This is a genomic window from Ensifer sp. Root423 (genome assembly GCF_001426275.1).
GTDB lineage: Bacteria > Pseudomonadota > Alphaproteobacteria > Rhizobiales > Rhizobiaceae > Ensifer > Ensifer adhaerens.
The window spans coordinates 268,220-294,612 of the sequence record NZ_LMEG01000012.1 but is presented as its reverse complement, the minus strand read 5'-3'; the positions used below and the strand labels follow the sequence as shown (position 1 = coordinate 294,612).

Sequence of the window (26,393 nt, the reverse complement as noted above, 5' to 3'; positions counted from 1 at the left end):
CTGCAGACCGCGCCGGGATTTTTCGCAACACTCTCAAGCGTCTTCCGACTTCCTGGAGCCGATCAACCGATGATTGATCAGCGTCGATAGGTGATCGCGCACGGCGCGGTAGGCATCGACGATCTGCTCGCGCGTGCCGGCAGCCACCGTCGGATCCGGCGTCGGCCAGTAGACCACGTCGACGGCCATGGAGCGCGTCAATTCGAGCGCCTTGTGATGCGCCTCCGGCGCCAGCGTGACGATAAGGTCGAAATAGTCATCCTCGAGTTCATCGAGCGTATGCGGCTGGTGGCGACCGAGGCTCAGGCCCACTTCGGCCATGACCACGTCGACGAAGGGGTCGCGTTCGCCATGCCGCACGCCGGCGGAGGCGACATAGGTTCCGGCCGGCAGCGCCGCCTTGGCGAGCGCTTCGGCCATCGGCGAGCGAATAGCGTTCATGCCGCACATGAAGAGGACCGAGCGGGGCATTTTCAAGCGCTGAGCCTCGGTTCCCGCCATGCCGGTCGCCGCCCTCACCCGCGCCAGTAGAGCACGCAGACGAGCGTGAACAGGCGGCGGGCGGTATCGAAGTCCAGCCGGATCTTGCCGGAGAGGCGATCCATCAGCGTCTGCGAACCCTCGTTGTGAATGCCGCGGCGCCCCATGTCGATCGCCTCGATCTGGCTCGGCGTCGCCGAGCGGATCGCTTCGTAGTAACTTTCGCAGATCATGAAGTAGTCCTTCACGATCCGGCGGAACGGCGTCAGCGACAGAATATGGGTGGCGACGTCGCTGCCCTTGTCGGTCGAGATCGCAAAGACGAGCTTGGCGTCGACGAGCGAGAGATTGAGCTTATAGGGGCCGCCTGGATGGCCGACCGGCTCGAACAGGTTTTCTTCGAGCAGGTCGAAGATCGCAACCGCGCGCTCATGCTCCACGTCAGGGGTCGAGCGGCCGATGGTCTCGTCCAGAACGACATCGCAGAGACGCTGGTTGCGGTCCGCCTTCATCCAGCGTCCCCGAGATTGAGGCGAATGGCGACGGAGCGCGCATGGGCCTCAAGGCCTTCGGATTTTGCCAGCACGATGGCCGCCGGTCCGAGGATCCGCAATTGTTCGGCATCAAGCCGCAGGATCGACGTGCGCTTCATGTAATCCAGCACCCCAAGGCCGGAGGAGAAGCGCGCGGAACGAGCGGTCGGCAGCACGTGGTTGGAGCCGCCGACATAGTCGCCGATGACCTCGGGCGTGTGGCGACCGACGAAGATCGCGCCGGCATTGCGGATCTTGGCCACCATCGGCTCGGGGTCGGCAAGCGCCAGCTCCAAGTGTTCGGCAGCGATGCGGTTCGCGAGCGGCACGGCCTTCTCAAGATCGGGCACGAGGATGACGGCGCCGAAATCGCGCCAGCTTGCCGACGCCGTTTCGGCGCGTGGCAGAGTTTTCAGCTGCCGCTCGACTGCGCTCTCGACCGCCTGGCCGAAATCCGCATCGTCGGTGATCAGGATCGACTGGGCGCCGACATCGTGCTCGGCCTGGGCGAGAAGATCGGCAGCGATCCAGTCCGGATCGTTGTGCTTGTCGGCAATAACAAGCACTTCGGAGGGGCCGGCGATCATGTCGATGCCGACCGTGCCGAAGACCTGGCGCTTGGCCGCAGCCACATAGGCATTGCCCGGGCCGGCGATCTTGGCAACCGGTGCAATCGTCTCGGTGCCATAGGCAAGGGCGGCCACAGCCTGCGCGCCGCCGATGCGGTAGATTTCCTCGACGCCGGCAAGGCGTGCAGCAGCCAGCACCGCCGGGTTGACCTTGCCGCCGGTTGCCGGCACTACCATGACGATGCGGGACACGCCGGCAACCTTTGCCGGCAGCGCGTTCATCAGCACCGAGCTCGGATAGCTCGCGGTGCCGCCGGGCACATAGAGGCCGACGGCATCGACCGCCGTCCAGCGCGAGCCGAGGCCGACGCCCATGGCGTCCTGGTAGATATCGTCCTTCGGGCGCTGGCGGGCATGGTGCGCCTCGATGCGGGTGGCGGCGACCTTTAGCGCGCCGAGAACTTCCGGCTCGACCGCCTGGATCGCTGCATCGATCTCGACGGCGCTGACCGCCATCGGCGTCGTCTGGAAATCGACGCCATCAAAACGCTTGGAGTATTCGGCGAGCGCCGCGTCACCGTGTGCCCGCACGTCGTCGATGATCGCCTTGACCACCGCATTGACGTCCTCGGACACCTCTCGCTTGGTCGTCAGGAATGCCGCGAACTTTTGTTCGAAGTCACCGTCGAGAAAATTGAGCCTGATTGCCAAAGGGGACGTCCTTGTATGCCAGTGTCGGTCGGGTCGATCAGCGTCAAGCGCCTTCGGGATGCTTGGGCTTGAAAGCGGTTTCCCACGCCCCGCCGGTATCCGCAAGCTGCGTTTCGATGCATTCGACGTCAAGCGCGATCGAGGCGTCGCCAGCCAGAACCAACTCCAGCGTGCCTTCCGGCCCCTCGCCCTGCAGCGCGAACTTCAGCGTCAGCAGATCGAGCACCGCCTCGCCGTCACGCCGGTCGAAGCCGACGGAGCGCACTGCATTCACACGTTTGAAGAGGAGAGCCGCACGCCGGCGCTCAAAGGAGCGGCGCTTGCCATCGGCCGTCTCCCAGACGAAGCGGTTGACGATGAGAGAAAACTGCTTGCGACGCGCGTCGTATTCCAGGCCCGAAACCTTGAACACGGCATCCTGGACGTGGGCGGAGACGACAGCGAGATCCTCCTCGTCGAGCGCCAGCAGCTTCAATCCGGTCATGCCATCCATTCCTTTCGTTTCGCCGCACATCTTGCCGTGCCACAATTGAAATGGACATAGGATGTTGCGCCTGAAACCGCAACGGTATCAGGCGCAACCGTTCAAATCAGTCGCTGACGCGCTCGACGTGCGCGCCGCACCGGGTAAGCTTCTCTTCGAGCCGCTCGAAGCCGCGGTCGAGATGATAGACGCGCGAGACCATGGTCTCGCCTTCGGCGGCTAGGCCGGCGATGACGAGCGAGACCGAGGCGCGAAGGTCGGTCGCCATGACAGGCGCGCCCTTCAGGCGGCCGACGCCCTCGATTTTCGCCGTCTGGCCGGAAAGCGAGATCTTGGCGCCGAGACGGGCGAGTTCCTGCACGTGCATGAAGCGGTTCTCGAAGATCGTCTCGGTGATGTGCGAGGTGCCCTTCGCCATGGTCATCAGACCCATGAACTGCGCCTGCAGGTCGGTCGGGAAGCCCGGGAAGGGATCAGTGACGATATCGACCGGCTTAATGCCGGCGCCGTTGCGCACGACGCGGATGCCGCTGTTGGTCTCGGTGATCTCGGCGCCGGCGCGGCGGATCGCTTCCAGCGCCGTGTCGAGCAGCGCCATGTCGGTGTCTTCGAGAATGACGTCGCCGCCGGTCATGGCAACGGCCATGGCGTAGGTGCCGGTCTCGATGCGATCAGGAAGAACGCGGTGACGGGCGCCGGAGAGCGAGCGAACGCCCTCGATGGTGATCGTCGAGGTGCCCTGGCCGGTAATCTTGGCGCCCATGGCGTTCAGGCAGTTGGCGAGGTCGACGACTTCAGGCTCGCGCGCGGCGTTGCCGAGCACCGTGGTGCCGTTGGCAAGCGTCGCTGCCATCATCAGCACATGGGTGGCGCCGACCGACACCTTCGGGAAGGTGTAGCGCGCGCCGATCAGGCCGCCAGCCGGCGCCGTCGCGTTGACGTAACCGCTGTCGATCTCGATGTTGGCGGAAAGCGCCTGCAGGCCTTCGATGAAGAGATCGACCGGACGCGTGCCGATGGCGCAACCGCCCGGCAGCGATACCCGCGCCTTGCCTTCACGGGCAAGCAACGGGCCGATAACCCAGAAGCTCGCGCGCATCTTCGAGACCAACTCGTAAGGGGCGGTCGTGTCGACGATGTTGCGGCAGGTGAAATGGATGGTGCGGGCGTAGCTCTCGCCCTGGCGCTCGCGGCGACCGTTGACGGAGATATCCGCGCCATGGTTGCCGAGGATACGGATCAGTTGCTCGACGTCGGCCAGATGCGGCACGTTTTCGAGCGTCAGCGTGTCGTCGGTCAGAAGCGACGCAATCATCAGCGGCAGGGCCGCATTCTTGGCGCCCGAAATCGGGATGACGCCGTTGAGCTTGTTGCCGCCTACAATCCTGATGCGATCCATGAGGCCTCTCGAACGGGCTTGGCCCGCCTTTCCAAAATAATCCGATGTTGTCTGAAGGCGCCTCTTTAGTGGAGACGCCGCGAAATTAGAAGTGCCTTGAACGCCGCGCATCCCTTCGGACGCCTGGCGCTGTAACATTTAGGTCGCTGCACGGCTTCCCCCGCGATCGGTCCCGATTTACGAACCTGTGCAATCGAACGCCGATGGAGATGCCACCGGCAAATTGAGAACGAAGCGGCGATGCCGCTTCCTGCCCGTACTAATCTTGGGATTCGTCCGTTTTTGCGGCAGGAAGACCGCTGACGTCATCGGCAGCGCCAGATCGGCGCGCCCGCATCTGCTGCTTGCGGCGCATGAGGTTGTCGCGCAAGTTCCTGGCAAGACGCGCCTTTTTCAGGTCCGCCTCGGTCGTATCCTTTATCTTTTTCTGGCGCACCTTGCCATCCGCCTGCCGTTCGTCAGGCGGAGGCACCGCTTTGCCGCCTTCTTCGTCGTCTGTTTGCATGCCCATGCCATAGCGCAAAACCAGGGTCTTCGGAAGCGCCGGTGACTTTTCTCACAGCTCTTCGCGAAAAACTTCGAATTGCGGCTTGCACTCGCCGCTGAGCTATGGCAATAGCCCCCTCGCTTGATGCGGCTGACACACGAACCGGCCGCGAGATGCTGCTATAGCTCAGGGGTAGAGCACTCCCTTGGTAAGGGAGAGGCCGAGAGTTCAAATCTCTCTAGCAGCACCAGTTTTCTCTTAAAGAAATCAAATTGATACTCGCTCGTAGCACCGCGTGCTTTTGCGGTCTGCGAATGTTTTCGCCTGTCCTATCGCCCCAAACGAGCAGGATCTAGGGCGCCGCGAAAGACGCGCGCCAGGCCGCAGAATTTCTCATCGGATGCAATTTTCGCCTGCTGCCATCTGCGTTATGCTGCGATTCGGGCGCGCCCACGCCTCCCCCCTCCGATCGGGAAAGTAGATTCCATACCGGGCACTCTCATCATCGAACCGACTGTTGGGGCAATGCGCACAAGGAGGGACTGCGACGATCGCTCGTACCAGGAGGTTGCCGATGAAACTGACTGCACCGATCTACCATTTGAAACGCAGGGCGAAACGCCTGTGCCGTGAAGAAGCCATCCCGCTCCATGAAGCACTTGATCGCATTGCCGTTCAGGAGGGCTACTCCACTTGGAGCCTGCTTGCGGCACGACAAACGACTGCCGGCACCGCGGCGAGTATGCTTGCCCAGCTCGCTCCCGGAGATCTCGTGGTCCTCGGCGCACGCCCCGGCCAGGGCAAGACGCTGAAGAGCCTCGAGCTTGCCGTAGAGGCGATGAGGGCCGGCCATCGCGCCTACTTCTTCACACTGGAATATACCGTGACGGACGTCATCGAGCGTTTTGCGGCCATCGGGGCCGACCATGGCCGGTTTGCCCCGCTGTTCGAGATCGATTGCTCCGACACGATCAGCGCCGACCATATCGTCGGCAAGCTGTCCAAGGCCGATCCCGGCACGCTGGTGGTCGTCGATTACCTCCAGCTTCTCGATCAGCGACGTGACAATCCCGCTCTTGGCGATCAGGTGCGCAAATTGAGGGCATTCGCGCGGCAACGCGGGCTGATCATCATCTTCATCTCGCAGATCGATCGATCCTTCGAAGCCGCCGTGAAACCACTTCCGGACCTGGACGATATCCGGATGCCGAACCCCGTCGATCTCCGGCTTTTCGACAAGGCCTACTTCTTGAACAAGGGCGAAGCGAGGCTACTGGCGATAAACTGAAACAAGAGCCTGCCTCGCTGACACCCGGAACGTATTTCCCGATGCTGCGTTATCGTTTCAAAGGCAGCAACGCGGAGGCTTCTCAATGAAAGGTATCGTTCTCTGGCTTATGGGCGTGCCGCTCATCGTCATCATCCTTCTCTACATGTTCGTATTCTAGAGAAGCAAAATGCAACGGCAGGTTGGCAGATTAACGCAACCTTAAGATTCCACTGCCAGATTTGATATTGCGATGATGGACAATCGCAACATCTTTGATCCCCTTTTGAAACCGGCTCCTGCCGGTTTCTTTTTTTGCAAGATCGCTGAGCACGCGGCGTCGTTTGACTTAGGCGTTACTTGGCGGTCAGACCTTAACCGCCTGCTCAACGAAATCCTGCGAGCCAAAGAACTTGAGGTAGCGCTCGACCTCGGCCGGGTCACCGGTCGCCTTGCGCGGATTGTCGGAGAGTTTTACAGCCGGCCGGCCATCCGCCTCGCTGACCTTGCAGACGATCGAGATCGGACTGAGGCCGCTGATTTCCGTCGGCGCGCAACCGGCAAAATCATTGGTGAGGTTGGTGCCCCAGCCGAAGCTCATGCGCACGCGCCCCTCGAAGTGTCGGTACGTCTCGATGATCGTGTCGACGTCGAGACCATCGGAGAAGATCAGCAGCTTTTCCCGGGGATCCCGTCCCATCTTCTTCCACCAGGCGACGATTTTTTCGCCACCTTCGATCGGCGGCGCGCTGTCCGGCCGAAAGCCCGTCCAGTCCGCCACCCATTTCGGCGCGTCGCGCAGGAACGCCGCTGTGCCGAAGGCATCGGGCAGCACGATCAGGAGATTGCCGCCATAGAGTTGGTTCCAGTCCTGCAGCACCTTGTAGGGGGCGGCGGCCAGTTCCTTGTCGTTGCGGGCAAGGGCCGCGGCCACCATCGGCAATTCGTGTGCGTTGGTACCAAGCGCCTCCAGATCGTTGTCCATCGCGAGCAAGACATTGCTGGTCCCGGAGAACGAACTGCCAATCCCTTCCTTCAACGCCTCGACGCACCAGCGCTGCCAAAGGAAGCTGTGGCGGCGGCGCGTGCCGAAATCGGAGATCCTGAGGTTAGGGTACTGCCGCAGCCGCTCGACTTTGGACCACATCTTGGCCTTGGCGCGGGCATAGAGCACATCGAGGGTAAAGGGACCGAGGCCCTTCATCGCCGAGCGCGAGCGCAGCTCGTTGATGATCGCCAGCGCCGGGATCTCCCACATGGTGGTCTCCGCCCAGCGGCCGCGGAAGGTCAGCTCGAACTGGCCATCGCTGCGTTTCAGCTCATAATCCGGCAGGCGGAACTTGGCGAGCCAGGCGAGAAACTCCGGCGAGAAGATCTGCTTGCGGCCATAGAAGGTATTACCCGCAAGCCAGATCATTTCCTTCTTGGAGAAACGCAGTTCGCGTGCGTGATCGAGCTGCTCGCGCAGTTCCTGCTCGTCGATCTCGTCGGCGAGCCGCACCGTCTTCGTGCGGTTGATCAGCGAGAAGGTCGCATCGACATCCGGATAGAGCTGCCAGATCATCTGCAGCATCAGGAGCTTGTAGAAATCCGTGTCCAGCAGGCTGCGTACGATCGGGTCGAGTTTCCAGGCATGATTGTAGACGCGCCTGGCGATATCGGTCTTCGTCATCGGTGAAATTGCTCCTTCCTCTTGGGCGAGGCTAGATCATCTCGGCTAGTTCAGCTCGACGCCGGCATCACGCATACGCGTCACCATGGCATGAAGCGAGCCGTTGAGGTCGATGCCCCGACAGGCATCGAGAACGACCGTGGTCGAGAATCCCTGCGCCACCGCGTCGAGCGCGGAGAAGGCGACGCAGAAATCGGTCGCGAGCCCGCAGAGCGTCACCTTTTTGATACCGCGGTCCCTGAGATAGCCGGAAAGGCCGGTCGGCGTCCGGCGGTCGTTTTCAAAGAAGGCGGAATAGCTGTCGATTTGCGCGCGGAAACCCTTGCGGATCAAAAGTTCGGCGCGGGTCCATTCGAGCGCCGGATGGAAATCGGCGCCGGCGCTGCCCTGCACGCAATGATCCGGCCAGAGCGTCTGCGCGCCATAGGGCATGGCGATCATTTCGAAGGGATTTTTGCCGGGATGGCTGGAGGCAAAGCTGGAGTGGCCGGCCGGATGCCAATCCTGGGTCAGAACCACATGCTCGAAGCGGCCGATCAGCCCGTTAATCATCGGCACGATCTCGTCGCCGCCCGCAACACCAAGCGCTCCGCCCGGGCAGAAATCGTTCTGCACATCCACGACGATCAACGCTTTATCCGCCATCATTCACCTCTGGACGATCAACTGCTTATCGATCACCAAAATCGATTTAAGTCCAAGATCAATCACAGAATTTGAGCGACGACAAGCCAGTTCCGCAGGCTTCCGAGATCGGAAGGGCAGATAAGCAAAAAGGGCGTCGGCCATGGCCGACGCCCTCGAACAAATGCGATCGAAAACGATCAGTTTCCGAGATTGTTGATGTTATCTGCGATCGAGAAGCCGGAATTGGCGATGCCGACCGGCTGGGCGACGAAGTTCAGGAACTTCGAGAAATCGACCGACGGGTGACGCGAGGCATAGATGACGTCGCGGTTCTTGACCGGGAAGGTCTGGCCGACAATCAGGCTGTCCGGCTTGCTCATGTCAAAGCGGTAGACGATCGGGTAGCGCCCCACGCTGTCGGTCTTCATGCCCTTACGCAGCATTTCGTTGAAACGCTGCTGACCGAGCAGGCTCATGACCACATCAGGCTCTTCGTAACGGAAGATGAAATAGCCCTTCATGTCGAGCGTGTAGTCCGAGCCACCGCCCGCAAGGCCCATCGCCTCGAGCAGATTGAGATCGTTGGCGCCGAATTCGACGCGCTGGTTGGCCTTGACCGCACCGAGGATCGTGAAGCGGCGCGGATCGCGCGTCACGAAGATCTGGTCGCCCGGCTTGACGTGGATATTTTCCGACGGGTTCTCGATGATCGACTTCAGGAGAACCGTTCCGGTCTTCTTGCCGCGCACCAATGTGACGAAGGTCTCGTAGGGCTGCGCGACCGGGCCGCCGGCCTTGGCGATCACCTCGTTGATCGTTTCGTCGACGAGGCTCAGCGGCACCACCGACGATTTGCCGACGGCACCCGAAACCGTAACGTTACGCGAGGCGGTGCTCATGCTCGTGACGATGACGTCGGGCTCAACCGCCTTCTGCTTCAGCGCTTCCAGAATTTCCTGGCGCGCCTGCTCCAGTGTCAGGCCGGCAAACTTGACCGGGCCGACATAGGGGATGGCAGCCTTGCCATCCGGCTGAACGACGAGATCGATGCTCGTCTGCTTGGAGTCCTGCGTCGAGAACAAGCCGTCGCTGCCGGCTTCGAAGATCGAGACCTTAAGCTGGTCGCCAACGCCGATGACGACGCGGCCAACACCGCCGCCAATGCCGAAACGGCGATTAAGCGTCGAGGAGACATAATCGGAAACGAGACGCGCGGAGCGTCCGTCCACATCGACGATGTCGAAAACCGTTGCATTCTGGCGGCCGATCTCGGCGCCTGACTGGCCGGCGTCCTTGACGATCGCTCCGGCCAGCGGCCCTTCACCAGGCACAGCCTGGCACCCGACGAGGGCGGAACAAAGCAGAAGGGCACTGACTCGTTTCAACTACGACACTCCACATTCGGCACAGCCATGATTTTGCTCATGGTTCCGCGCCGCATCATCCCCCGGCAGGGAATTTCGCCGGTCTCTGAAAAGCACAATCGCCGTCCCACAACAAGTCACCTCAAGACCAAGACGGGCAATTTATTTGAGCCCGCGTCTTTCTGGTCATACCTTCGATACCTTGAGCGTGGTTTGTCGCCCAATCCGACTTGGACTGGCGTTGACAGCGTGTATATCTTCAGTCTTTGGGGTTGAAAGCTAGGGACTTTAAGTTAAAAGCTGACTAATGAGGCGGAACGAATATAGCTGGGGATAGCCCGCAAGCATGACGATTGGCGATTGCATTTCAACTTCCGCCGCGCAATCGCAGGTGCAACTTTAACGGCATTTTAGAGCGTTCGATCATACATGGCTGTTGAGATTATTGGGCGTGCATGCCTCGCCCCTGGAGCAGAATCGCCCTCGGCGTTGTTCAAACTTCTACGTCAGGGCAAGTGCACCGTCACCAGCATTCCATCGGATCGCTGGGACGTGGCGCGATTCTGGCATCCCGTCATGGGCACGCAGGGGAAGACCTATTCCTTCGCGGCCGGCGTGCTGGATCAACTCTATGATTTCGATCCGGCCGTCTTCGGCATGTCGCAGCGCGAGGCCATGTATATGGACCCGCAGCAGCGCGTGCTGCTCCAGCTCGCCTGGCGGGCGCTTGAAGACGCCAACATCTCGGCGACGTCGCTGCACGGCGAAAACGTCGGTGTCTATATCGGCGCATCGAGCCTCGACCACGCCAACCTGACGGTCGAGGATCCGGCCGCGGCTGGCCCGTACTTCATGACCGGCAACACCCTGTCGATCGTCTCCAACCGCATCTCGCACATCTTCGGCCTCAGCGGCCCGAGCATGACGGTCGACACCGCCTGTTCCTCCTCGCTGGTCGCCCTCGACCAGGCGATGCGGGCGCTCAACGCCGGGGAGATCGACACGGCGATCGTCGGCGGCGTCAACATCCTTGCCCACCCCCTGCCCTTCGTCGGCTTCGCCCAGGCACGCATGCTGTCGCCGGAAGGCCTCTGCCGCGCCTATGACAACGACGGCGCCGGCTACGTGCGCGCCGAAGGCGGCGTGGTCTTCGTGCTGCGCCGTTCCGACCGGGCGCGCCGCGAGAAAGACCGCAGCTATGCGCGCATCGTCGCGACCGGCGTGAATTCGGCCGGCCGCACCAACGGCATTTCGCTGCCGTCGCGCGAAGCCCAGGCCAACCTGCTGAGAGCGATCTACGAAGGAAACGGCATCGACGCCAATCAGGTGGCCTTCGTCGAAGGCCACGGTACCGGCACCAAGGTCGGCGACCCGGCGGAAGTCTGGTCGATCGGAACGGTCATCGGCGCCAAGCGCCGGGCGCCTGTGCCGATCGGCTCGATCAAGTCGAACATCGGCCATACGGAACCCGCCTCCGGCCTCTTCGGCATGCTGAAGGCCATGATGGCGCTTGAGAACAACTACCTGCCGGCTTCGCTGCATTTCGACACGCCAAACGAGCATATCGACTTCGATGGTCTGAACGTCCGCGTCACGGCAAACCCGATCGAGCTTCTGCGCGGCAAGCGCGCGCGCCTTGCCGGCATCAACTCGTTCGGCTTCGGCGGCGCCAATGCGCACGTCGTTATCAGCGACCCGGAACCGGCCGCCGATGAAAAGGCCGCAAACCCGTCGTCTTCGGGACATGTGTTCCTCGCAAGCGCTCATACGCAGTCGAGCCTGGAAGCCCTTCTCAAGGATTACAAGACCGCTTTCGCGCATGCTTCCAAGAGTGAAGCCCGTGCGATGATCGCCGCATCGGGTGCCAACCGCACCCATATGCGCCATCGGTTTGCCGCTCGCAGCGACCAGCCCGAAGATATCGTCCGTGCGATCGCCAGCCACCTGGAAAAGCCCGGCTCGGATATCGGTGAGGTGGGCGAGGCCGTCGTTCGCGACGCCAAGGTCGCGTTCGTGTTCTCCGGCAACGGCTCGCAATGGGCCGGCATGGGTGTGGAAGCCTTCCGCGAAAACCTGCATTTCCGCCAGTGTTTCACCTCGGTCAGCGCGCTGTTCAAGTTCCATTCGGATATCGCGCTCACCGATCTCCTGACCGATCCTGATCTCGACAAGAAGCTTGCCGACACCAAGATCGCCCAGCCGCTGCTGTTTGCGGTGCAGGCCGCCCTGTCGGATTCGCTGGTTGCCATGGGCATCAAGCCGGTCGCCGTCTTCGGTCACTCTGTCGGCGAAATCGCCGCCGCCTACGCGGCCGGCGCGCTGTCGCTCGTCGATGCCGTTTCGATCGTTGCGAAACGTTCGCTGCATCAGGACCTGCTTGCCGGCCACGGCACGATGGCGGCCGTCATGCTCGGTGAAGAGGCTGCTCGCGCCTTTGCCGAGGCTCGCGGTCTTGACGAACTCTGCGTTGCTGCGGTCAACGCGCATAATTCCGTGACGATCTCGGGCCCGGCCGACCAGATCTCGGCCTTCCGCGATGCCGCCCGCAAGGCGAAGATCCCGGTCCAGATCCTCGACATCAACTATCCGTTCCATCATCCGATCATCGATCGGGCGAAGGATGCCTTCCTCTCGGACATCCCCGATATCGCACCGCGCCGCACCGAACTCGCCTACCTTTCGACGGTCACGGGTGCCGCGCTCGAGGGCACGCAGCTCGATCCGGAATACTGGTGGAAGAACGTTCGCGAGCCGGTCCGCTTCCAGGCGGCTGCGGAAGCCGCGATCGAAATGGGCTGCCGCCTGTTCATCGAGATTTCGCCGCGCCCGATCCTGTCGTCCTACGTCAAGGAGACGATCAAGCAGGCAGCAGCCCCCTGCATGGTGGTGCCCACGCTGCTCAGAGACGTCGCCGAAAGCGGCCAGGATCCGATCTCGGCCGCGATGGCACGTGCCGTTGCGCACGGCGCCGTCGTGGATACGACCCGGGTATTCGGCAAGCGCAATGCATCGATCGCCCTGCCAAGCCTGCCCTTCGAGCCCGTCGAACTGCGCCCGGCGGCAACAACTGATGCCACCGACCTGTTCGGCCGGATTGCCAGACCATACCGCCTGACCGGCTGGCGCAGCGATCCGAACAGCGGCAGCTGGAAAAACCATATCGACGCCCATCTCTTCCCGGATCTTGCCGAACACGTGGTGGACGGCAAGGCGATCCTGCCGGGCAGCGGCTTCATCGAGATCGCCGTTGCTGCGGCACAGCAGTTCTATGGCAGCGAAGAAGTCGAGATCACCAATCTCGAAATCGTCCGGCCGCTGGAACTCAGCGACACAAAAATCATGGAGCTGTCGACCGTCCTTTCGCCAGAGACCGGCGACCTCGAAATCCGCTCGCGTGAACGGCTGTCGGAAGACGACTGGGCCGTGCACGCGGTTGCCCGCTGCCGCAAGCCGCTGCCGGCCGGGGACCGCGCCTATCCGTCGCTCGCAGGCCTCGCCAAGACGGCAACGGTGGCACCGGGTCGCGCCTATGAGACGGCGCGGCAATTCGGCCTCGACTACGGTCCTCGCTTCCAGCTGCTCGCAAAAGCGGTTGCCTATGGCGACCGCCTGGTCGATGTCGAGCTGAAGACGGCCGAAGCCACCGGACACCCGCTGGTCAGCTATGCCCTGAACCCGATCTCGGTCGATGCGACCTTCCACGGGCTGGTGGCGCTCTTCGACCGATTCACTGGCGACAAGAGCGGCGCACCCTATATTCCCGTCCGCTTCGGTTCGGTTCGTGTCGTCAATGGCGGCCTGCCGATCGCGCGCGCGATGATCGAAATTGAACGCGTCAGCACCAATTCGATCAAGGCGAAGTTCCACTTCTTCGGCCAGTCGGGCGAGCCGATCGCGCATTTCGAGGATTGCCGTTTCCGCCGCACCTATCTGCGCAAGCACAAGACGCTCGATGCGCTGTCCTTCCACTACGAGGCAGTACAATCGGAAGCCGCCCTGCCAAGCCTTCTGCGCAACAGCCTTGCGCCGGTATCGATCGCAATGCCGGCCGCCGGCGAGGCTGGTGTCGACAATGCGACGCTGCTCTTCAATGCCGCGATCTACCGCGCCTGCCAGGAGATCGCCCTCAAGCTCGGTAAGGGGCGTTCCACGATCCAGGGCGGCAATCTGCCTGGCGATTTCGCCTTCCAGTGTTTTCTGACGAGCTGCCTCTACGTGCTCGAAGATGCCGGGCTCTGTGAGCACAAGGATGGTGTGTGGACCGTCGCGCAGGAATTCAACCTGCCGAGCGTGCCTGAAATTCTGAGCGAACTTTACGGCGAGCGGCCTGACCGCGCCGTCGAGGCCGTGCTGATCAACAACGCCTATGCGGAAGCCCTTGCCCGCATCGATGCCTTGCATGCGGGCGACGAAGCGGCCTCGGGATCGAGCTTCATCAGCGACGCCACGATCGACCATCAGGCGGTTCATTCGGAGGCAAGCCGCCAGCGCATGGCCTTCGTGCTGGAGGCTGTCGAAACGGCGCTGTCGGCACAGTCCGCCGGAGCGCGCCTGCGCATCGTCGAACTCGGCAGCGTATCCGCCGGTTTCACTAAGCGTCTGGCCACTCTTGCCGAAAAGCATGGTGCAAGCCTCACCGTGTTCGAAGCACGCGATAACGCCCAGCGCGGCCTTGAGCTGGCCTTCGAAAACGACGCCCATGTACACATCCTCAAGAAGGGCGAACTCGCGACGCTTGCGGCCTTCGATCTTGCTGTCAGCGCGTCCGACGCGTTCTACGGCCTGATCGAGGACGATGTGGCGGTTCGCACAGCGTTGCGCACGGCACTGCGCCCTACGGGTGGGCTGATTGCCGCGGTCAGCGCGCCATCGCTGTTCAACGACTTCGCGCTTGGCCTGTCCGAGGGCTGGTTCGCGCGCAGCCAGACGGCGGAGTTTCCGATCGGCAACCTCGCGGCGGCGCCGCACTGGCAGAAATGCCTCGACGATCTCGACCTGCGGGACACCGACATTGCCGACCGCGAATGTGCAAGCGGCAACGTCATCCTGCTCGAAGCGCGTGGCGCAGCAACTGCTGCCGCAGACGCGGCGGTGCCGGCATCCGTCCCCCACCTCCTGCTGGAGATCGCGGGGCGCGAGCAGCGCGAGCCCTCTGATTCAGCCATTCGTGTCAGCCTGACCGGCGATGCGGCTGCGGACAAGGCCGCGCTCCTGCCAGCCTTCGAGACGCTGGGGGGCCAACCGCTTCGGGCAGTCTTCCTTGCCTTGCCGGCGGCCGCGTCGCGCACCGACGATTCCGCCTCTCTACAAACACAGATCCTCGCGCTCGGCACGTTTGCCGAAGCATTGCGCCAGCATATCGGCGGTGCGGAGCCAGCGGAGGACAAACGGCCCCGTCTCCTGCTTGTCGCGCCCGGCGGCGCACCGATCGCCAGCCGGACGGTCGGCGAGGCGGTCGCAAGCGACGGCGTCAATGCCGGCCTCTGGGCTTTCGCACGCGTGCTTCAGAACGAATACGAGTTCCTCGACGTCCACTCGCTCGACATCGACGGTTCGCCGACGACGGATGCTCAGATGGCTGCGGCATTGCCGCTGCTTGGCGCGATGGGAGTAAACCGCGAATGGCTGCTCGAAGGCGAAGCTGGCGCTGCGCTTTCGGAGATCCGCGCCGTGCCTGGCCCAGTCGACAATGGGCACGCGGCAACGGCTGACTTCAAGGCTGCAACCATCCGCCAGCGCGTCAGCTCTCAGGTGGGCAGCATCGTCTGGGAAGAAAGCGACATCCCCTCGGCAGGCCCGGGTGAAGTCGTCGTCGCGGTCGCAGCCACCGGCCTCAACTTCCGCGACGTAATGTGGGCGATGGGCCTTCTGCCGGAAGAGGCGCTCGAAGACGGCTTCGCAGGCGCGACGATCGGCATGGAGCTTTCCGGCCACGTGGTCGCGGTCGGCGACGGCGTCGATGACCTCGCCGTGGGCGATGCCGTCATGGCGATTGCATCCTCCGCCTTCTCGACCCACGCGGTCGTTTCGCGCGCCGGCGTCGCCAGGTTGCCGCAATCGGTCAGCCCCGTCGCCGCGGCGACGGTTCCGGTCGCGTTCCTGACTGCCTATTACGCGATGGTCGAGCTTGGACGGATCCAGCCTGACGAAACGATCCTCATCCATGGCGCCGCCGGCGGCGTCGGCCTTGCCGCGCTGCAGGTCGCAAAGCTGAAGGGCGCCAGGATCATCGCCACGGCAGGATCGCGCGAGAAGCGTCGCTTCCTGTCGATGCTGGGTGCCGATCACGTCTTCGATTCCCGTTCGCTCGATTTCGTCAACGACGTTCGCGCCGTGACGGGCGGTGAAGGCGTCGATCTCGTGCTCAACTCGCTGTTCGCCGAGGCCATGGAGCAGAGCCTGGCGCTGGTGAAGCCCTTTGGCCGCTTCCTTGAGCTTGGCAAGCGCGACTATTACGCCGACAGCAAGATCGGCCTTCGGCCGTTCCGCCGCAATGTCAGCTATTTCGGCATCGACGCCGACCAGTTGCTGGTCAATCAGCCGAAGCTGACCAAGCGGATCTTCACCGAGATCGGTGCGCTGTTCGAAGACGGCAAGCTGACGCCGCTTCCCTATCGCGCCTTCGACTTCGACGAGATCGGCAACGCCTTCCGACTGATGCAGAATGCCGGGCATATCGGCAAAATCGTCGTGCTTCCTCCGGTCGCCGGCACGCATCGCGTTGCCAAGCGTCCGCATGGCGGCATGAAGGTCGATCCGAACGGCATGCATCTCGTCGTCGGCGGCATCGGCGGTTTCGGCCTGGCTGCCGCCAACTGGCTCGTCGAAAAGGGTGCGACGAAGGTCGCGCTCTGCTCACGCCGCGGCCTGGCGGACGCCGAAACGACGGCAATGATCGAAGCTTGGACGAAGGCTGGCGTATCCGCCACGGTTCATGCCTGCGACGTCACCGATCCGGCAGCGACGGAGCGCCTGCTCAAGACGTTGCGCGCCGTGGCACCGCTGCGCTCGATCGTCCATGCCGCGATGGTGCTCGACGACGCGCTGATCAGCAACCTCAACCGCGAGCGAAACCGGCCGGTCATCGACACCAAGGCCAAGGGTGCCGCGGTTCTCGATCAACTGACCAGCAACGACAAGATCGACAACTTCATCCTGTTCTCATCGGCGACGACACTCGTCGGCAACCCCGGACAGGCGAATTACGTCGCAGCCAACGGCTATCTCGAAGGTCTCGCCCGCGCCCGTCGCGCACGCGGCCTTGCGGGTCTCGCCGTCGGGTTCGGCGCCATCGCCGACAGGGGCTATCTGGTCCAGAACACGGATGTGAACGACATCCTCGCCAAGCGCATCGGCAAGACCGCGCTGAAGGCGCAGACGGCACTCGACATGGTCGAGAGCCACCTGGCCTTCGATCCAGGCACCGTCGATGCGGCAACCGTGATGATCTCGGAGATCGACTGGTCGGCGGCACGCAATCTGCCTGTCGCCAAGAACGCGCTCTTCGAAGTCATCCTGCGCAGCGCCGACCAGCATGCGACGGGCGGCGAAGGCACCAAGATGGACCTCGTCGTGATGATCGAGGGCAAGTCGCCGCAGGAAGCCGAAGACATTCTCTTCGACCTCGTCGCCGGCGAAATCGCCGCAATCCTGCGCGTATCGAAGGATACGGTCACGCGCAGCAAGGTTCTGAAGGAAATCGGGCTCGACAGCCTCATGGCCGTCGAACTCGGCATGAGCTTCCAGCAGAACACCGGCTTCGACATGCCGCTCAGCGGCGTCGCCGACAACACGACGGTTGGCGATGTCGCCCGCAAGCTCTATGAGAAGGTGAGCAAGCGCGACCAGAGCGACGATGCCGAGCCCGCCGACGACAAGATTGTCAGCGAACTTGCGCAGCGGCACGTCGGAACGGCGAAGGAAAAAGCACAAGGCCAATGAGCACGAACGGAAACGGTCCAGGCGCATCCAAGATGACCAGCAGCCTCAAAGAGAACCTGCTGGACCGGATGAGAAACACGCATCAATCCTCCGAGCGCAACCGCATGGCGCGCTCGGAGCGGGAGATGCCGCCGCCGGCGCGCCGGCAGCAGGCCCGTTTCGAAGACCTGCCGGAATACAAGCAGGTGATGACGCAGAAGTTTGCAAGCGAACAGCTCGGCATCGCCAATCCGTTCTATCGTGCCCATCAGACGGCCGCCGGCGCGACCACCGTCATCGATGGCCGCAAGCTGATCAACTTCGCCTCCTATGACTATCTTGGCCTCAATCGCCATGCGGAGGTGCTTGCGCGGGCACGCGATACCATCGGCACCTTCGGCATTTCCGCCTCGGCGAGCCGCCTCGTCGCCGGCGAGCGTCCGGTGCATGTGGCGCTGGAAGAGAAGATCGCCGACTTCTATGGCGTCGATGCCGCCGTCTGTTTCGTCAGCGGCTATCTCACCAATGTCGCCGCCATCAGCTGCCTGATGGGACCGAAGGACCTCGTCGTCCACGACGAGTTCATCCACAACAGCGCCCTTGCCGGCGTCAAGCTCTCGGGCGCGACACGACGCCTGTTCAAGCACAATGACGTCGCCGACCTCGAACACGTGCTGCGCACGGTCGCCGGCGACTATCGCCGCATCATGGTCATCGTCGAGGGCATCTACTCGATGGACGGCGACGTCGCCGACCTGCCGGCGCTTCTGAAGCTCCGGGCCGAATATGGCTTCTGGCTGATGGTCGACGAAGCGCATTCGCTCGGCGTTCTCGGCAAGACCGGCCGCGGGCTTGCAGAGCATTTCGGCGTCGATCCCCGCGAGATCGACATCTGGATGGGCACGCTCTCCAAGACCACGTCGAGCTGCGGCGGCTACATCGCCGGCAGCGAAGCGCTGGTCGAGGTGCTGAAGGCATCGGCCGGCGGCTTCGTCTACAGCGTCGGCCTTGCGCCGGTTCTGGCGGCCGCGGCAACCACAAGCCTGGAGGTGCTGGAACGGGAGCCGACGCGCACGGCGGCGCTGCGCCGCAACGGCGCGCTCTTCCTCAAGCTTGCCAAGGAAGCGGGGCTCGACACCGGCCTCAGCAGCGGATTTTCCGTGGTTCCGGTTCTGGTTGGCGATTCCCTGCGTGCGGTGCAGCTGTCGAACGACCTGCTTGCCGAAGGGGTCAATGCGCTGCCGATCATCCACCCGGCGGTCCCGGAAGGCCTGGCTCGGCTGCGCTTCTTCATCACCAGCGACCACACGGAAGAGCAGATCCGGCGCACGGTAACACTCACGGCCGAGCGTCTGGCCGACCTTACCGAACGCAACTTCGGCCTTGGCGGCATCGACATCGACCAGATGATGAAAGCGCTCTCGGCGCGCTGACCCGATCGCATTTGCTGCCGGGTCAGGTGGTCGCGGAAGCAGAGCCGCTTCGCACTCTCCCGAACTCTGGAGCGGAATACCAGCATGGCGCATGTGATCATTACCGGTGGCTCGAGCGGTATCGGATTTGCGGTCGCATCGATCTACGCGGCGCGCGGGGCGCGCCTCTCGCTGATTGCCCGCTCCCGTGGCCTCCTGGAAGGCGCGCAGGCAAAACTTATCGCATCCAGTGGGGCGAACGCCGACAGCATCCGGATCGAGGCCGCCGACGTCGCGGTGGAAAGCGACGTCGAAGCGGCCATTCGTCGGTGCGAACAGGCCTTCGGCCCCTGCGACATCCTGGTGGCATCGGCCGGCATCGTCGAACCCGGCCGGTTCGAGGAGCTCGACAGCGCCTCGTTCCGGCAGCAGATGGACACCAACTTCTCCGGCACGGTGCATGCGGTCCGGGCGGTCTATGACAGCATGAAGCGGCGCCGGCGGGGCCGGATTATGATGATCTCGTCCGGCGCAGGGCTACTCGGCATCTATGGTTATTCGGCCTATTGCGCCTCCAAGTTCGCCGTGCACGGCTTCGCCCAGGCGCTGCGTTCAGAAGCCCGTCCGCACGGCGTCAGTGTCTCCGTCTGTTTTCCGCCGGATACGGAAACGCCGCAGTTTCAGCGCGAGCTGGCGGCGCGACCGCCGGAAGCGGCCACGATCATGGGCACGGTCCGGCCCTGGCCGGCCGAAGCGGTGGCCAAGCGGATCGTCAAGGGAACCGACCGCGGCCGGTTCGAAGTCTATTTCGGCACGACATTGTTTCTACTTGGACGCTTCGCTCCCGCCGTTCGTCCCCTGCTCAACTGGTGGTTCGACCGGGCGATTGTGCGGTGCGGCAACACGGCGACGCATAATCGTGGAGTGTCCGAGCACCGGACCTGACGGTGCTTGTACCTAGCATCGATAAGATCTAAGTGTCGGGCGGACGCTGTGCCGCATAAAGCGGCATCGGCCGGCATGAAGACATGAAGGTTTCCGCTTGGCGTTGCTTCCCTTTCAGCTGCACGACTATCCGATAACACTGACGCTTAGTTGTTATCTGCTGTCCTGCGCGGTGATCTTCTTCACCGACCGTTTCGCCCTGCCGAAGCGGGAGCGGCGCGCCAATCCTTCGCCTTTCGGACGCACGCAGGACGTGATCGACGTGCTTGCCCGCCTACCTGTCATCGCTCTGGTCTTTGCCGGTTTCTTCGCCGGATCCTGGCGTCCGCTCTATGCGGCGGCGGGCACGATGAGCTTCTTCATCATCTTCACCGGCATTTCCCGCGCCAAGTTCAAGTTCATCCGTGAACCGCTGATCTTTTCCGACATCGCGCTGGTCGTCGACGTGTTCAAGTACAAGACGATCTTCTATGCGAGCTCACTGAACGTCGTCTTCTGGACCGTCGCCTTCCTCTACGTCTTTGGCGTTTCCGGCCTCTACATGTACTTCGAGCCGGCGATTCTGCCGGACCGGGGGAAGGCCTTCTGGATCCTCGTGATGCTCGGCATCGCCTATGGTCCCTGGCTCCTGCTCTTCTACGGCCCGGTGAACCGCCCGACGGCCGCGCTGGTACAGCGGCTGCTCAAGGTCCTCGACGTCAAGATGAACACGGTGCGCTTCGGTACCTTCGGCTCGGTCGTCTTCCGTTTCATCATCTGGCTCGGTGTGCGTCGCGAAAAGATCGTCGCGGATCTCTCCAAGATCGTCCGGGCCGCCGTGCAGGATCTGATCGGTGACGACGGCTCGCCGCTGATCGTCGTCTGGCAATCGGAATCCTTCATCGACATGCGGCACTTCGGCGTCGATACGCTGAAACTGCCGACGCTCGACCGGCTGCGGCGCGAGGCGGTTCAGTGGGGCCGGCTCAGCAGCGTGTTCGAAGGCGGCTATACGCTGCGCACCGAATTCGCCGTGATCAGCGGCCTGGTGCCCGACGATATTCATGTCGACGCCAGCTATCCCTATCTGCGCGCATCGCACTATGCCGACGTCGTCTGGCCCGGAAAGTTGAAGCGTGCCGGCTGGAATACCCACTTCATCCATCCTTATGACCGGACCTTCTTCCTCAGGCACAAGGCGATGCCGCAGCTCGGCTTCTCCAAGCTGACGATGCTCGACGGTTTCGACCATCGCCCAGAGCGAGACGGACCCTACGTCTCCGACGAGAAGCTCGCGGCGAAGGTGATCGACGCAAGCGAGAAGCTGCCCGAAGACGAAAGCGGCTTCATCTTCGTCGCATCCATGGCCAATCACGGTCCATGGGAGCCGGGCCGCGTCGGCGACCTCACCAATCCCGTCGACATCTATCTGGCCATCCTCGAGCAGTCCGATGCGGCGCTCAACACATTGAGCGAACACCTCGACAAGCTCGACCGTCCGGTCTGGCTCGTGTTCTACGGCGATCACGCACCGCTGCTCAAATCCTTCGCCGACCCCTTCCCGGATCCGCGCACCGACTATCTGATCGTGCCGCTCGCCAAGGCGAAGCGGTCGTCCCATAAGCCGGCCGAACCGAGCAGCGTCGAGGCCTGGAACCTGATTGAGGCGCTTCTCAACCACGCGAACCTGAGAAAGGATACGCTGCGCTAGCGGCGGTCTGCGGATGGAGAACGCTTCGACGACATCGGCCGGTGGGGCCGCACGGCCGAGACAGCGGGTCTTCCTGTTCCTGCAGGGCCCCTCCTCGCCGATCTTCCGCAAGATCGCCGACCGGCTCGAAGCCCTCGGCCACCGCTGCCTGAGGATCAATCTGAACGTCGGCGACCAGATCTTCTGGCGCCGCAAGGGCGGCTTCAACTATCGCGGTACGGCGGCCGCCTGGCCTGGCTATCTCGAGACATTCATCGCCACCCACGGCGTCACCGACATGCTGCTGCTTGGCGAAGAGCGGCCTTATCACCAGGCAGCGACTGCCGTCGCCCATCGCGCCGGCGTCAGTGTCGCCATTATCGAAATGGGCTATCTGCGGCCGGACTGGCTGACGCTCGAGCGCAACGGCATGTCGTCGAACTCCCATTTTCCGAACGACGCCGGTCAGATCCTTTCGGCAGCGTCAAACCTGCCGGAGCCGGACTGGCGCAAGCGCTACAGCCAGACGTTCCTCGCCGATGCGAGCTACGATCTGCTCTACAATCTGCCGAACGTCTTTTTCTGGTTCCTGTTTCCGCACTACCGCCGTCACGGGATTTTCCATCCGCTCGCCGAATACGCGGGCTGGGTGCGCCGGCTGCTCTCCGAGAAGCGGCGCAACGCGGAAGCGGTGGCGACCGTTGCGCAGCTCCTTTCGGACGATGCCCCCTACTTCGTCTATCCGCTTCAGCTCGAAACCGACTTTCAGCTCAGGGCGCATTCGCCCTTCCACAGCCAGAAGGATGCAATCGCTGACGTCCTGACCTCGTTCGGCGCCTTTGCCGCGCCGAATGCACGCCTGGTCTTCAAGGTGCATCCGCTCGACAACGACCTGGTCCCGTGGCGCAGCTTCATCGAGCAGCGAGCAGCGGCGCTTGGCTTGAGAGGGCGCGTCTTCTACCTGGACGGCGGAAATCTCGATACGCTTGGCGAGGCGAGCGCCGGCATGGTCACGGTGAATTCGACGGCCGGATTGCACGCCCTGAAGCAAGGGCGGCCGGTCAAAGTGCTCGGCACTGCCGTCTTCGATATTGCCGGTCTGACCGACCAGCAGCCACTCGACGGTTTCTGGCAGGCGCCCCAGGCGCCGGAGCCTGAACTTAGTGTCGCAATGTTCCGCCTGCTTGCCGCGTCGATCCAGGTGCGCGGCAACCTTTATTCCCGCGCCGGAACCGATGCCGGCGCGGAAGCGATTGCCCGGCGGCTGAACGAAAGCAGCCTCAACGAACCTGGCGCCTTTATTGACCCCGCGCCGCGCCAAAAGCCTGCGAAACGCGCGCCTTCCGCTTCCCGCCAAGGGTAGCCGTTTTCACATCGCGGGGACCTAGCGCGGCGCGAGCGCTGCGGCGATGGCGGCGACCAGCATCAGGCCGGTCGCGGCCAAGGGCAGCGCGGAAAAACCGGCCCCGCCATAAACCACGCCGAAACCAAGCGTTCCCAAAAAGAGCGACAGATAGGTGACGCCGCTGTTCAGCCCCATGATCGCGCCACGCCTTGTGGGATCGAGCCCCGTCAGCCGCATGATCAGCACGTTGAGACCGAAATGGTTGGCAAGGCCCCAGAAAAAGACGACGACCAGCATGGCCGTGTAGGAGCTACTCACGGCGGCCATCGCCGCATAGACGCCGGCGACGACGAGAAAAATCAGAGGCAGCAACCTGCCAGCGCCGAAGCGGTCGATCAGCCGGTCGAGTAGTGCCGCCGCACCGAAGCCGAAGCCGTAGGAAACGGCCACGAGGCCATTGGCGCTGAGGGGCAACCCGAGCGCTGCGTGCAGGTGTTCGCCGATATAGGCATAAACGCCGTAGAAGGCGGCCATGAAGGCGGCACAGGCGATCAACAGCGGTCCGGCGCCACGCACGCCAAGCGCCGCGAGCGGCGACGTCGTCTTGCCGGCCAGTCCTTCCCGCACCGGCGCGAGCCTGACGGCAGCGCAAGCAACCAGTGTGGCTACGGCAACGACGAAGTAAACGGCGCGCCATCCTCCGAAGTCAGCAATCGCTGCCGATAGCGGCACGCCGGCCACCATGCTGAGCGTCCAGCCGGTCAGCACCAGGCCGATCGTCTCGCTCTCCCGTCCGGCCGGCGCGATCACTGAGGCCAGCGTGTAGATCGACGGAAGCGCAATGCCGGTGGCGACGCCGACAACGAGTTGGGCGGCGACCAGGAACGCCAGCATGGGCGCAAGCGCGCTACCGGTGAGCCCGGCGGCCAGAAGCAACAGCGCGGCAGCCAGAATGCGATGGGGGCCGTACCGGTCGATGAAGCGGCCAAGGAAGATGGCGCTGACGGCCGTGCCCAGTCCGAAGGCGGCCGAAGCGACCATTACCGATGGAACATCCGTGCCGAGGCTCCGCGCCACCTCCGGCGCGATTGGTCCGAGCGCCAGCGAGTTGGAGCCGATGACGCCGATGCAGACGGTCAGGACATAGGCGAAGGGCGGGATGCGCGCCCTGTCGATCGAGGTCCTGTCGATCGAATCTGGCGAAATTTGTTGATTGATGTTCGTCATTCCTCCATTTTTGCAGAATGAAATTCAGCAACAAGAGGAATTCTCGGTATGGATCAAAATACAGATGACGTTCGGCGGAAGCGTCCGCCGGAGCGCGACCTCGACGCGATGGACCGAAAACTATTAGGCGTCCTCGTCGAGGACGCGACCACGAGCTATGCCGAGCTTGGCGAACGCGTCGGACTTTCGCCGCCGGCGGCCCATGAACGGGTGAAGCGGCTCCGGCGTTCGGGCGCGATCCGCCGCGTGTCGGCGCTCATCGATCCGGACGCGGTCGGAAAGACGCTGCTTGCCTTCGTCCATGTCGACACGACCGGCTGGGGCAAGACGCAGGCGCTGCTTGCGATCGAGGAATGCCCTGAAGTGGAAGAGATCCACTCGGTCGCCGGCGACACCTGCATGCTGCTCAAGGTGCGCACAGAAAGCACGCATGCGCTCGAAGGGCTTCTGGCGCGGCTCTACGACACGCCCGGCGTCAAGGCGACGCGCAGCTATGTGGTGCTTTCCACCTATCTGGAACGGCCGGTGCAGCCGGGCACGACGAGCGACTGGCCCGCCGTGGTGAAGGGGTAGGCTGCTTTCGCCAGGCGGAGGGCCGCCTTGGCAGTCTCAGACGACGCCAGCGCGCAGCAGATCATGAATATGCAGGATGCTGACCGGCGCCCCGCCGTCGTCGACGACGAAGAGCACGGTCACCTTATGCTGCTGCATGAATTCCATGGCGCCGCTTGCAAGCACGTCGCCGCGGATCACGCGCGGATTGCGCGACATCACCGCCTCGACCGGTTGCAGCAGCAGGTCGCCGGACATGTGACGACGCAGGTCGCCGTCGGTGATCACGCCGGCCAGCTTGCCGCCATCGTCGATGATGCCGACGACACCGAAACCCTTGGACGACATCTCGATCAGCGCCTCGCTCATCGGGCGTCCGACGCTGAGAAGCGGCATCTGGGCGCCGTCATGCGCCAGCTCGCGAACAAGCCGCAACTGCGCGCCGAGCTTGCCGCCCGGATGAAAAGTCTTGAAATCCTCGGCCGAAAAGCCGCGCCGCTCCAAAAGCGCGATGGCGAGCGCGTCGCCGATGGCGAGTTGCAGCATGGCCGAGGTCGTCGGCGCGAGGCCGTGCGGACAGGCTTCCTGAACCTTCGGCAAGACGATCGGCACTTCCGAGTTGCGGGCAAGCACGCTGTCGCGGTTGGCGCAGATCGAGACGATCGGCACGTTGAAGCGCTTGGCATAGGTGAGCATGTTGGCAAGCTCGGCCGTCTCGCCCGACCAGGAGAGCAGGATCAGCACGTCCTGCGAGGTGACCATGCCGAGGTCGCCATGGCTCGCTTCGGTCGGGTGCACGAAGTAGGCGGATGTTCCGGTCGATGCCAGCGTGGCTGCAATCTTGCGGCCGATATGGCCGCTCTTGCCGACGCCGGAGACGACGACGCGCCCCTGGCTTTCGCCGATCAGTTCGACGGCTTCGACGACGCTGCGCGCAAAAACTTCGTCAGCGCCAAATTGGTCCGCCAGCGCCTTGATGCCGGCCATCGCGGTCGTCAGCGTCCGGCCGATCGACTCCAAAGCCGCAAGTGCAGTGCGATCATCCGCCGATGCATGTCTCAAACCCATGATGACCCCAATTCTGCGAAGACTTAAGCAACAGGCACGAATTTGCCCGCCAGACCATTGACGGCAGATAAGCGCTTTTTCTTGGCAAACCAAGTCTTGGAAGCAGAGTTCGGGGGAAAACTGGCGTGAACCGCGGCGTTTTCGTCAGCCGGCGCGCTTTTCTTCCATTTCCAGCGGCATCGACTTGTCGGCCGCGAATTCTTCGAGCGTCATCGAATCAAGAATGGCGGCAACGGCATCACGGACCGTCGTCATCGACACCCGCACCTGACAGGTCTCGGGATCGTTACAATCTTCGCAGACCTCGTAGGCCGTGCGGCTCGCACAGCGGATCGGCGCAAGCGGCCCGTCCAGCGTGCGGATCACGTGACCGATACGGATTTCCGAAGCGGGCCGCGAGAGCGAGTAGCCGCCGCCAGGCCCCTTTTTCGAGCGCAGCATGCCGGCGTTGCGCAGCTCAAGCAGGATCGTGTCCAGGAACTTCTTCGGGATATTGTTGCGCTGCGCGATCTCGGTAATGAAGGCAGTTTCCCCCGGCTCCAGCCGAGCAAGATCGACCAAGGCCTTCAGTCCGTACTTTCCCTTCTTCGTCAGCATTCCGGCACGCTTTCCCTGCGGCGGCACCCCAGAAAACGGGAATCATCCGCGCAAATGCAAATATA

19 protein-coding genes and 1 tRNA gene are annotated in these 26,393 nt (G+C 63.1%); 8 read left to right on the top strand and 12 right to left on the bottom strand.

The window, feature by feature from the left end; all coding sequences use genetic code 11:
• Positions 1-33: 33 nt before the first annotated feature.
• The 6 genes from ASD01_RS14005 to ASD01_RS13980 form a co-directional block, all read right to left on the bottom strand.
• Positions 34-501: an arsenate-mycothiol transferase ArsC gene (locus ASD01_RS14005; protein ID WP_034797006.1), complete on the bottom strand. Its 468-nt coding sequence runs from the start codon at positions 499-501 to the stop codon at positions 34-36.
• A 14-nt stretch (positions 502-515) separates the two neighbouring features.
• The gene (locus tag ASD01_RS14000) at positions 516-992 is read right to left on the bottom strand and encodes a UPF0262 family protein (protein ID WP_034797007.1); all 477 of its coding nucleotides are present in this window, start codon (positions 990-992) and stop codon (positions 516-518) included.
• Positions 989-2,293 carry a histidinol dehydrogenase gene (gene hisD / locus ASD01_RS13995; RefSeq protein WP_060644097.1) on the bottom strand — a complete coding sequence of 435 codons (1,305 nt, stop codon included), beginning with the start codon at positions 2,291-2,293 and terminating at the stop codon, positions 989-991. The genes ASD01_RS14000 and hisD overlap by 4 nt, the downstream gene beginning before the upstream one ends.
• 43 nt (positions 2,294-2,336) lie before the next feature.
• A complete protein-coding gene (locus ASD01_RS13990) occupies positions 2,337-2,777 on the bottom strand; it encodes a DUF2948 family protein (RefSeq protein ID WP_034797590.1) in 441 nt (146 codons plus the stop codon).
• A gap of 106 nt (positions 2,778-2,883) precedes the next feature.
• A complete protein-coding gene (gene murA / locus ASD01_RS13985; protein WP_034797010.1) occupies positions 2,884-4,176 on the bottom strand; it encodes a UDP-N-acetylglucosamine 1-carboxyvinyltransferase in 1,293 nt (430 codons plus the stop codon).
• A gap of 259 nt (positions 4,177-4,435) precedes the next feature.
• Complete coding sequence (locus tag ASD01_RS13980) at positions 4,436-4,687, bottom strand: hypothetical protein (protein WP_060644096.1); 252 nt, start codon at positions 4,685-4,687, stop codon at positions 4,436-4,438.
• 151 nt (positions 4,688-4,838) lie between these two features.
• Between ASD01_RS13980 and ASD01_RS13975 the strand changes: the two genes are divergently transcribed.
• Together ASD01_RS13975 and ASD01_RS13970 are read left to right on the top strand one after the other, a co-directional pair.
• Positions 4,839-4,913, top strand: a tRNA-Thr gene (locus ASD01_RS13975).
• Positions 4,914-5,237: 324 nt separating this feature from the next.
• A complete protein-coding gene (locus ASD01_RS13970) occupies positions 5,238-5,951 on the top strand; it encodes a DNA helicase (RefSeq protein ID WP_034797013.1) in 714 nt (237 codons plus the stop codon).
• 346 nt (positions 5,952-6,297) lie between these two features.
• Here ASD01_RS13970 and pncB read toward each other — a convergent pair whose 3' ends face one another.
• From pncB to ASD01_RS13955, 3 genes are all read right to left on the bottom strand, one after another.
• Complete coding sequence (pncB, locus tag ASD01_RS13965) at positions 6,298-7,602, bottom strand: nicotinate phosphoribosyltransferase (protein ID WP_034797014.1); 1,305 nt, start codon at positions 7,600-7,602, stop codon at positions 6,298-6,300.
• A gap of 45 nt (positions 7,603-7,647) precedes the next feature.
• Positions 7,648-8,247: a bifunctional nicotinamidase/pyrazinamidase gene (gene pncA, locus ASD01_RS13960; RefSeq protein ID WP_034797595.1), complete on the bottom strand. Its 600-nt coding sequence runs from the start codon at positions 8,245-8,247 to the stop codon at positions 7,648-7,650.
• A 179-nt stretch (positions 8,248-8,426) separates the two neighbouring features.
• Positions 8,427-9,614, bottom strand: coding sequence for a polysaccharide biosynthesis/export family protein (locus ASD01_RS13955; protein WP_034797015.1), 1,188 nt, complete (start codon positions 9,612-9,614; stop codon positions 8,427-8,429).
• A 408-nt stretch (positions 9,615-10,022) separates the two neighbouring features.
• Here ASD01_RS13955 and ASD01_RS13950 point away from each other — a divergent pair, with 408 nt between their 5' ends.
• The 5 genes from ASD01_RS13950 to ASD01_RS13930 all read left to right on the top strand — a co-directional run bounded on the left by ASD01_RS13950 (position 10,023) and on the right by ASD01_RS13930 (position 22,902).
• Entirely contained in the window at positions 10,023-17,534 is a 7,512-nt protein-coding gene (locus ASD01_RS13950; protein ID WP_060529515.1) for a type I polyketide synthase, read from the top strand.
• Complete coding sequence (locus ASD01_RS13945; RefSeq protein WP_034797019.1) at positions 17,531-18,946, top strand: aminotransferase class I/II-fold pyridoxal phosphate-dependent enzyme; 1,416 nt, start codon at positions 17,531-17,533, stop codon at positions 18,944-18,946. Before ASD01_RS13950 ends, ASD01_RS13945 begins: the two co-directional genes overlap by 4 nt.
• Before the next feature lie 84 nt (positions 18,947-19,030).
• Positions 19,031-19,870: an SDR family oxidoreductase gene (locus ASD01_RS13940; RefSeq protein ID WP_051659368.1), complete on the top strand. Its 840-nt coding sequence runs from the start codon at positions 19,031-19,033 to the stop codon at positions 19,868-19,870.
• Between the two features lie 97 nt (positions 19,871-19,967).
• Positions 19,968-21,560 (top strand): LTA synthase family protein, encoded by a 1,593-nt coding sequence (locus tag ASD01_RS13935; RefSeq protein ID WP_034797021.1) that lies wholly within the window; start codon positions 19,968-19,970, stop codon positions 21,558-21,560.
• 13 nt (positions 21,561-21,573) lie between these two features.
• The gene (locus ASD01_RS13930; RefSeq protein WP_034797028.1) at positions 21,574-22,902 is read left to right on the top strand and encodes a capsule biosynthesis protein; all 1,329 of its coding nucleotides are present in this window, start codon (positions 21,574-21,576) and stop codon (positions 22,900-22,902) included.
• Between the two features lie 21 nt (positions 22,903-22,923).
• On the opposite strand, the gene ASD01_RS13925 is transcribed toward ASD01_RS13930, so the two are convergent.
• Complete coding sequence (locus ASD01_RS13925) at positions 22,924-24,111, bottom strand: MFS transporter (RefSeq protein WP_034797030.1); 1,188 nt, start codon at positions 24,109-24,111, stop codon at positions 22,924-22,926.
• 48 nt (positions 24,112-24,159) lie between these two features.
• On the opposite strand from ASD01_RS13925, the gene ASD01_RS13920 reads away from it, so the two are divergent.
• Entirely contained in the window at positions 24,160-24,684 is a 525-nt protein-coding gene (locus tag ASD01_RS13920; protein WP_034797032.1) for an Lrp/AsnC family transcriptional regulator, read from the top strand.
• A gap of 36 nt (positions 24,685-24,720) precedes the next feature.
• Here ASD01_RS13920 and ASD01_RS13915 read toward each other — a convergent pair whose 3' ends face one another.
• Positions 24,721-25,731, bottom strand: a complete 1,011-nt coding sequence (locus tag ASD01_RS13915; protein WP_034797034.1) for a KpsF/GutQ family sugar-phosphate isomerase — start codon at positions 25,729-25,731, stop codon at positions 24,721-24,723.
• A 144-nt stretch (positions 25,732-25,875) separates the two neighbouring features.
• Positions 25,876-26,328, bottom strand: a complete 453-nt coding sequence (locus ASD01_RS13910) for an RrF2 family transcriptional regulator (RefSeq protein ID WP_034797035.1) — start codon at positions 26,326-26,328, stop codon at positions 25,876-25,878.
• Positions 26,329-26,393 lie beyond the last annotated feature (65 nt).

Bases quoted from the DNA above. Each gene is read 5' to 3' on its own strand.
- ASD01_RS13915 (WP_034797034.1), bottom strand. From the start codon at position 25,731: ATGGGTTTGAGACATGCATCGGCGGATGATCGCACTGCACTTGCGGCT.
- ASD01_RS13980 (WP_060644096.1), bottom strand. From the start codon at position 4,687: ATGGGCATGCAAACAGACGACGAAGAAGGCGGCAAAGCGGTGCCTCCG.
- ASD01_RS13930 (WP_034797028.1), top strand. From the start codon at position 21,574: ATGGAGAACGCTTCGACGACATCGGCCGGTGGGGCCGCACGGCCGAGA.
- ASD01_RS13945 (WP_034797019.1), top strand. From the start codon at position 17,531: ATGAGCACGAACGGAAACGGTCCAGGCGCATCCAAGATGACCAGCAGC.
- ASD01_RS13910 (WP_034797035.1), bottom strand. From the start codon at position 26,328: ATGCTGACGAAGAAGGGAAAGTACGGACTGAAGGCCTTGGTCGATCTT.
- ASD01_RS13920 (WP_034797032.1), top strand. From the start codon at position 24,160: ATGGATCAAAATACAGATGACGTTCGGCGGAAGCGTCCGCCGGAGCGC.
- pncB (WP_034797014.1), bottom strand. From the start codon at position 7,602: ATGACGAAGACCGATATCGCCAGGCGCGTCTACAATCATGCCTGGAAA.
- ASD01_RS14005 (WP_034797006.1), bottom strand. From the start codon at position 501: ATGGCGGGAACCGAGGCTCAGCGCTTGAAAATGCCCCGCTCGGTCCTC.
- murA (WP_034797010.1), bottom strand. From the start codon at position 4,176: ATGGATCGCATCAGGATTGTAGGCGGCAACAAGCTCAACGGCGTCATC.
- ASD01_RS13940 (WP_051659368.1), top strand. From the start codon at position 19,031: ATGGCGCATGTGATCATTACCGGTGGCTCGAGCGGTATCGGATTTGCG.
- ASD01_RS13990 (WP_034797590.1), bottom strand. From the start codon at position 2,777: ATGACCGGATTGAAGCTGCTGGCGCTCGACGAGGAGGATCTCGCTGTC.
- ASD01_RS13925 (WP_034797030.1), bottom strand. From the start codon at position 24,111: ATGACGAACATCAATCAACAAATTTCGCCAGATTCGATCGACAGGACC.
- pncA (WP_034797595.1), bottom strand. From the start codon at position 8,247: ATGGCGGATAAAGCGTTGATCGTCGTGGATGTGCAGAACGATTTCTGC.
- ASD01_RS13950 (WP_060529515.1), top strand. From the start codon at position 10,023: ATGGCTGTTGAGATTATTGGGCGTGCATGCCTCGCCCCTGGAGCAGAA.
- ASD01_RS14000 (WP_034797007.1), bottom strand. From the start codon at position 992: ATGAAGGCGGACCGCAACCAGCGTCTCTGCGATGTCGTTCTGGACGAG.
- ASD01_RS13970 (WP_034797013.1), top strand. From the start codon at position 5,238: ATGAAACTGACTGCACCGATCTACCATTTGAAACGCAGGGCGAAACGC.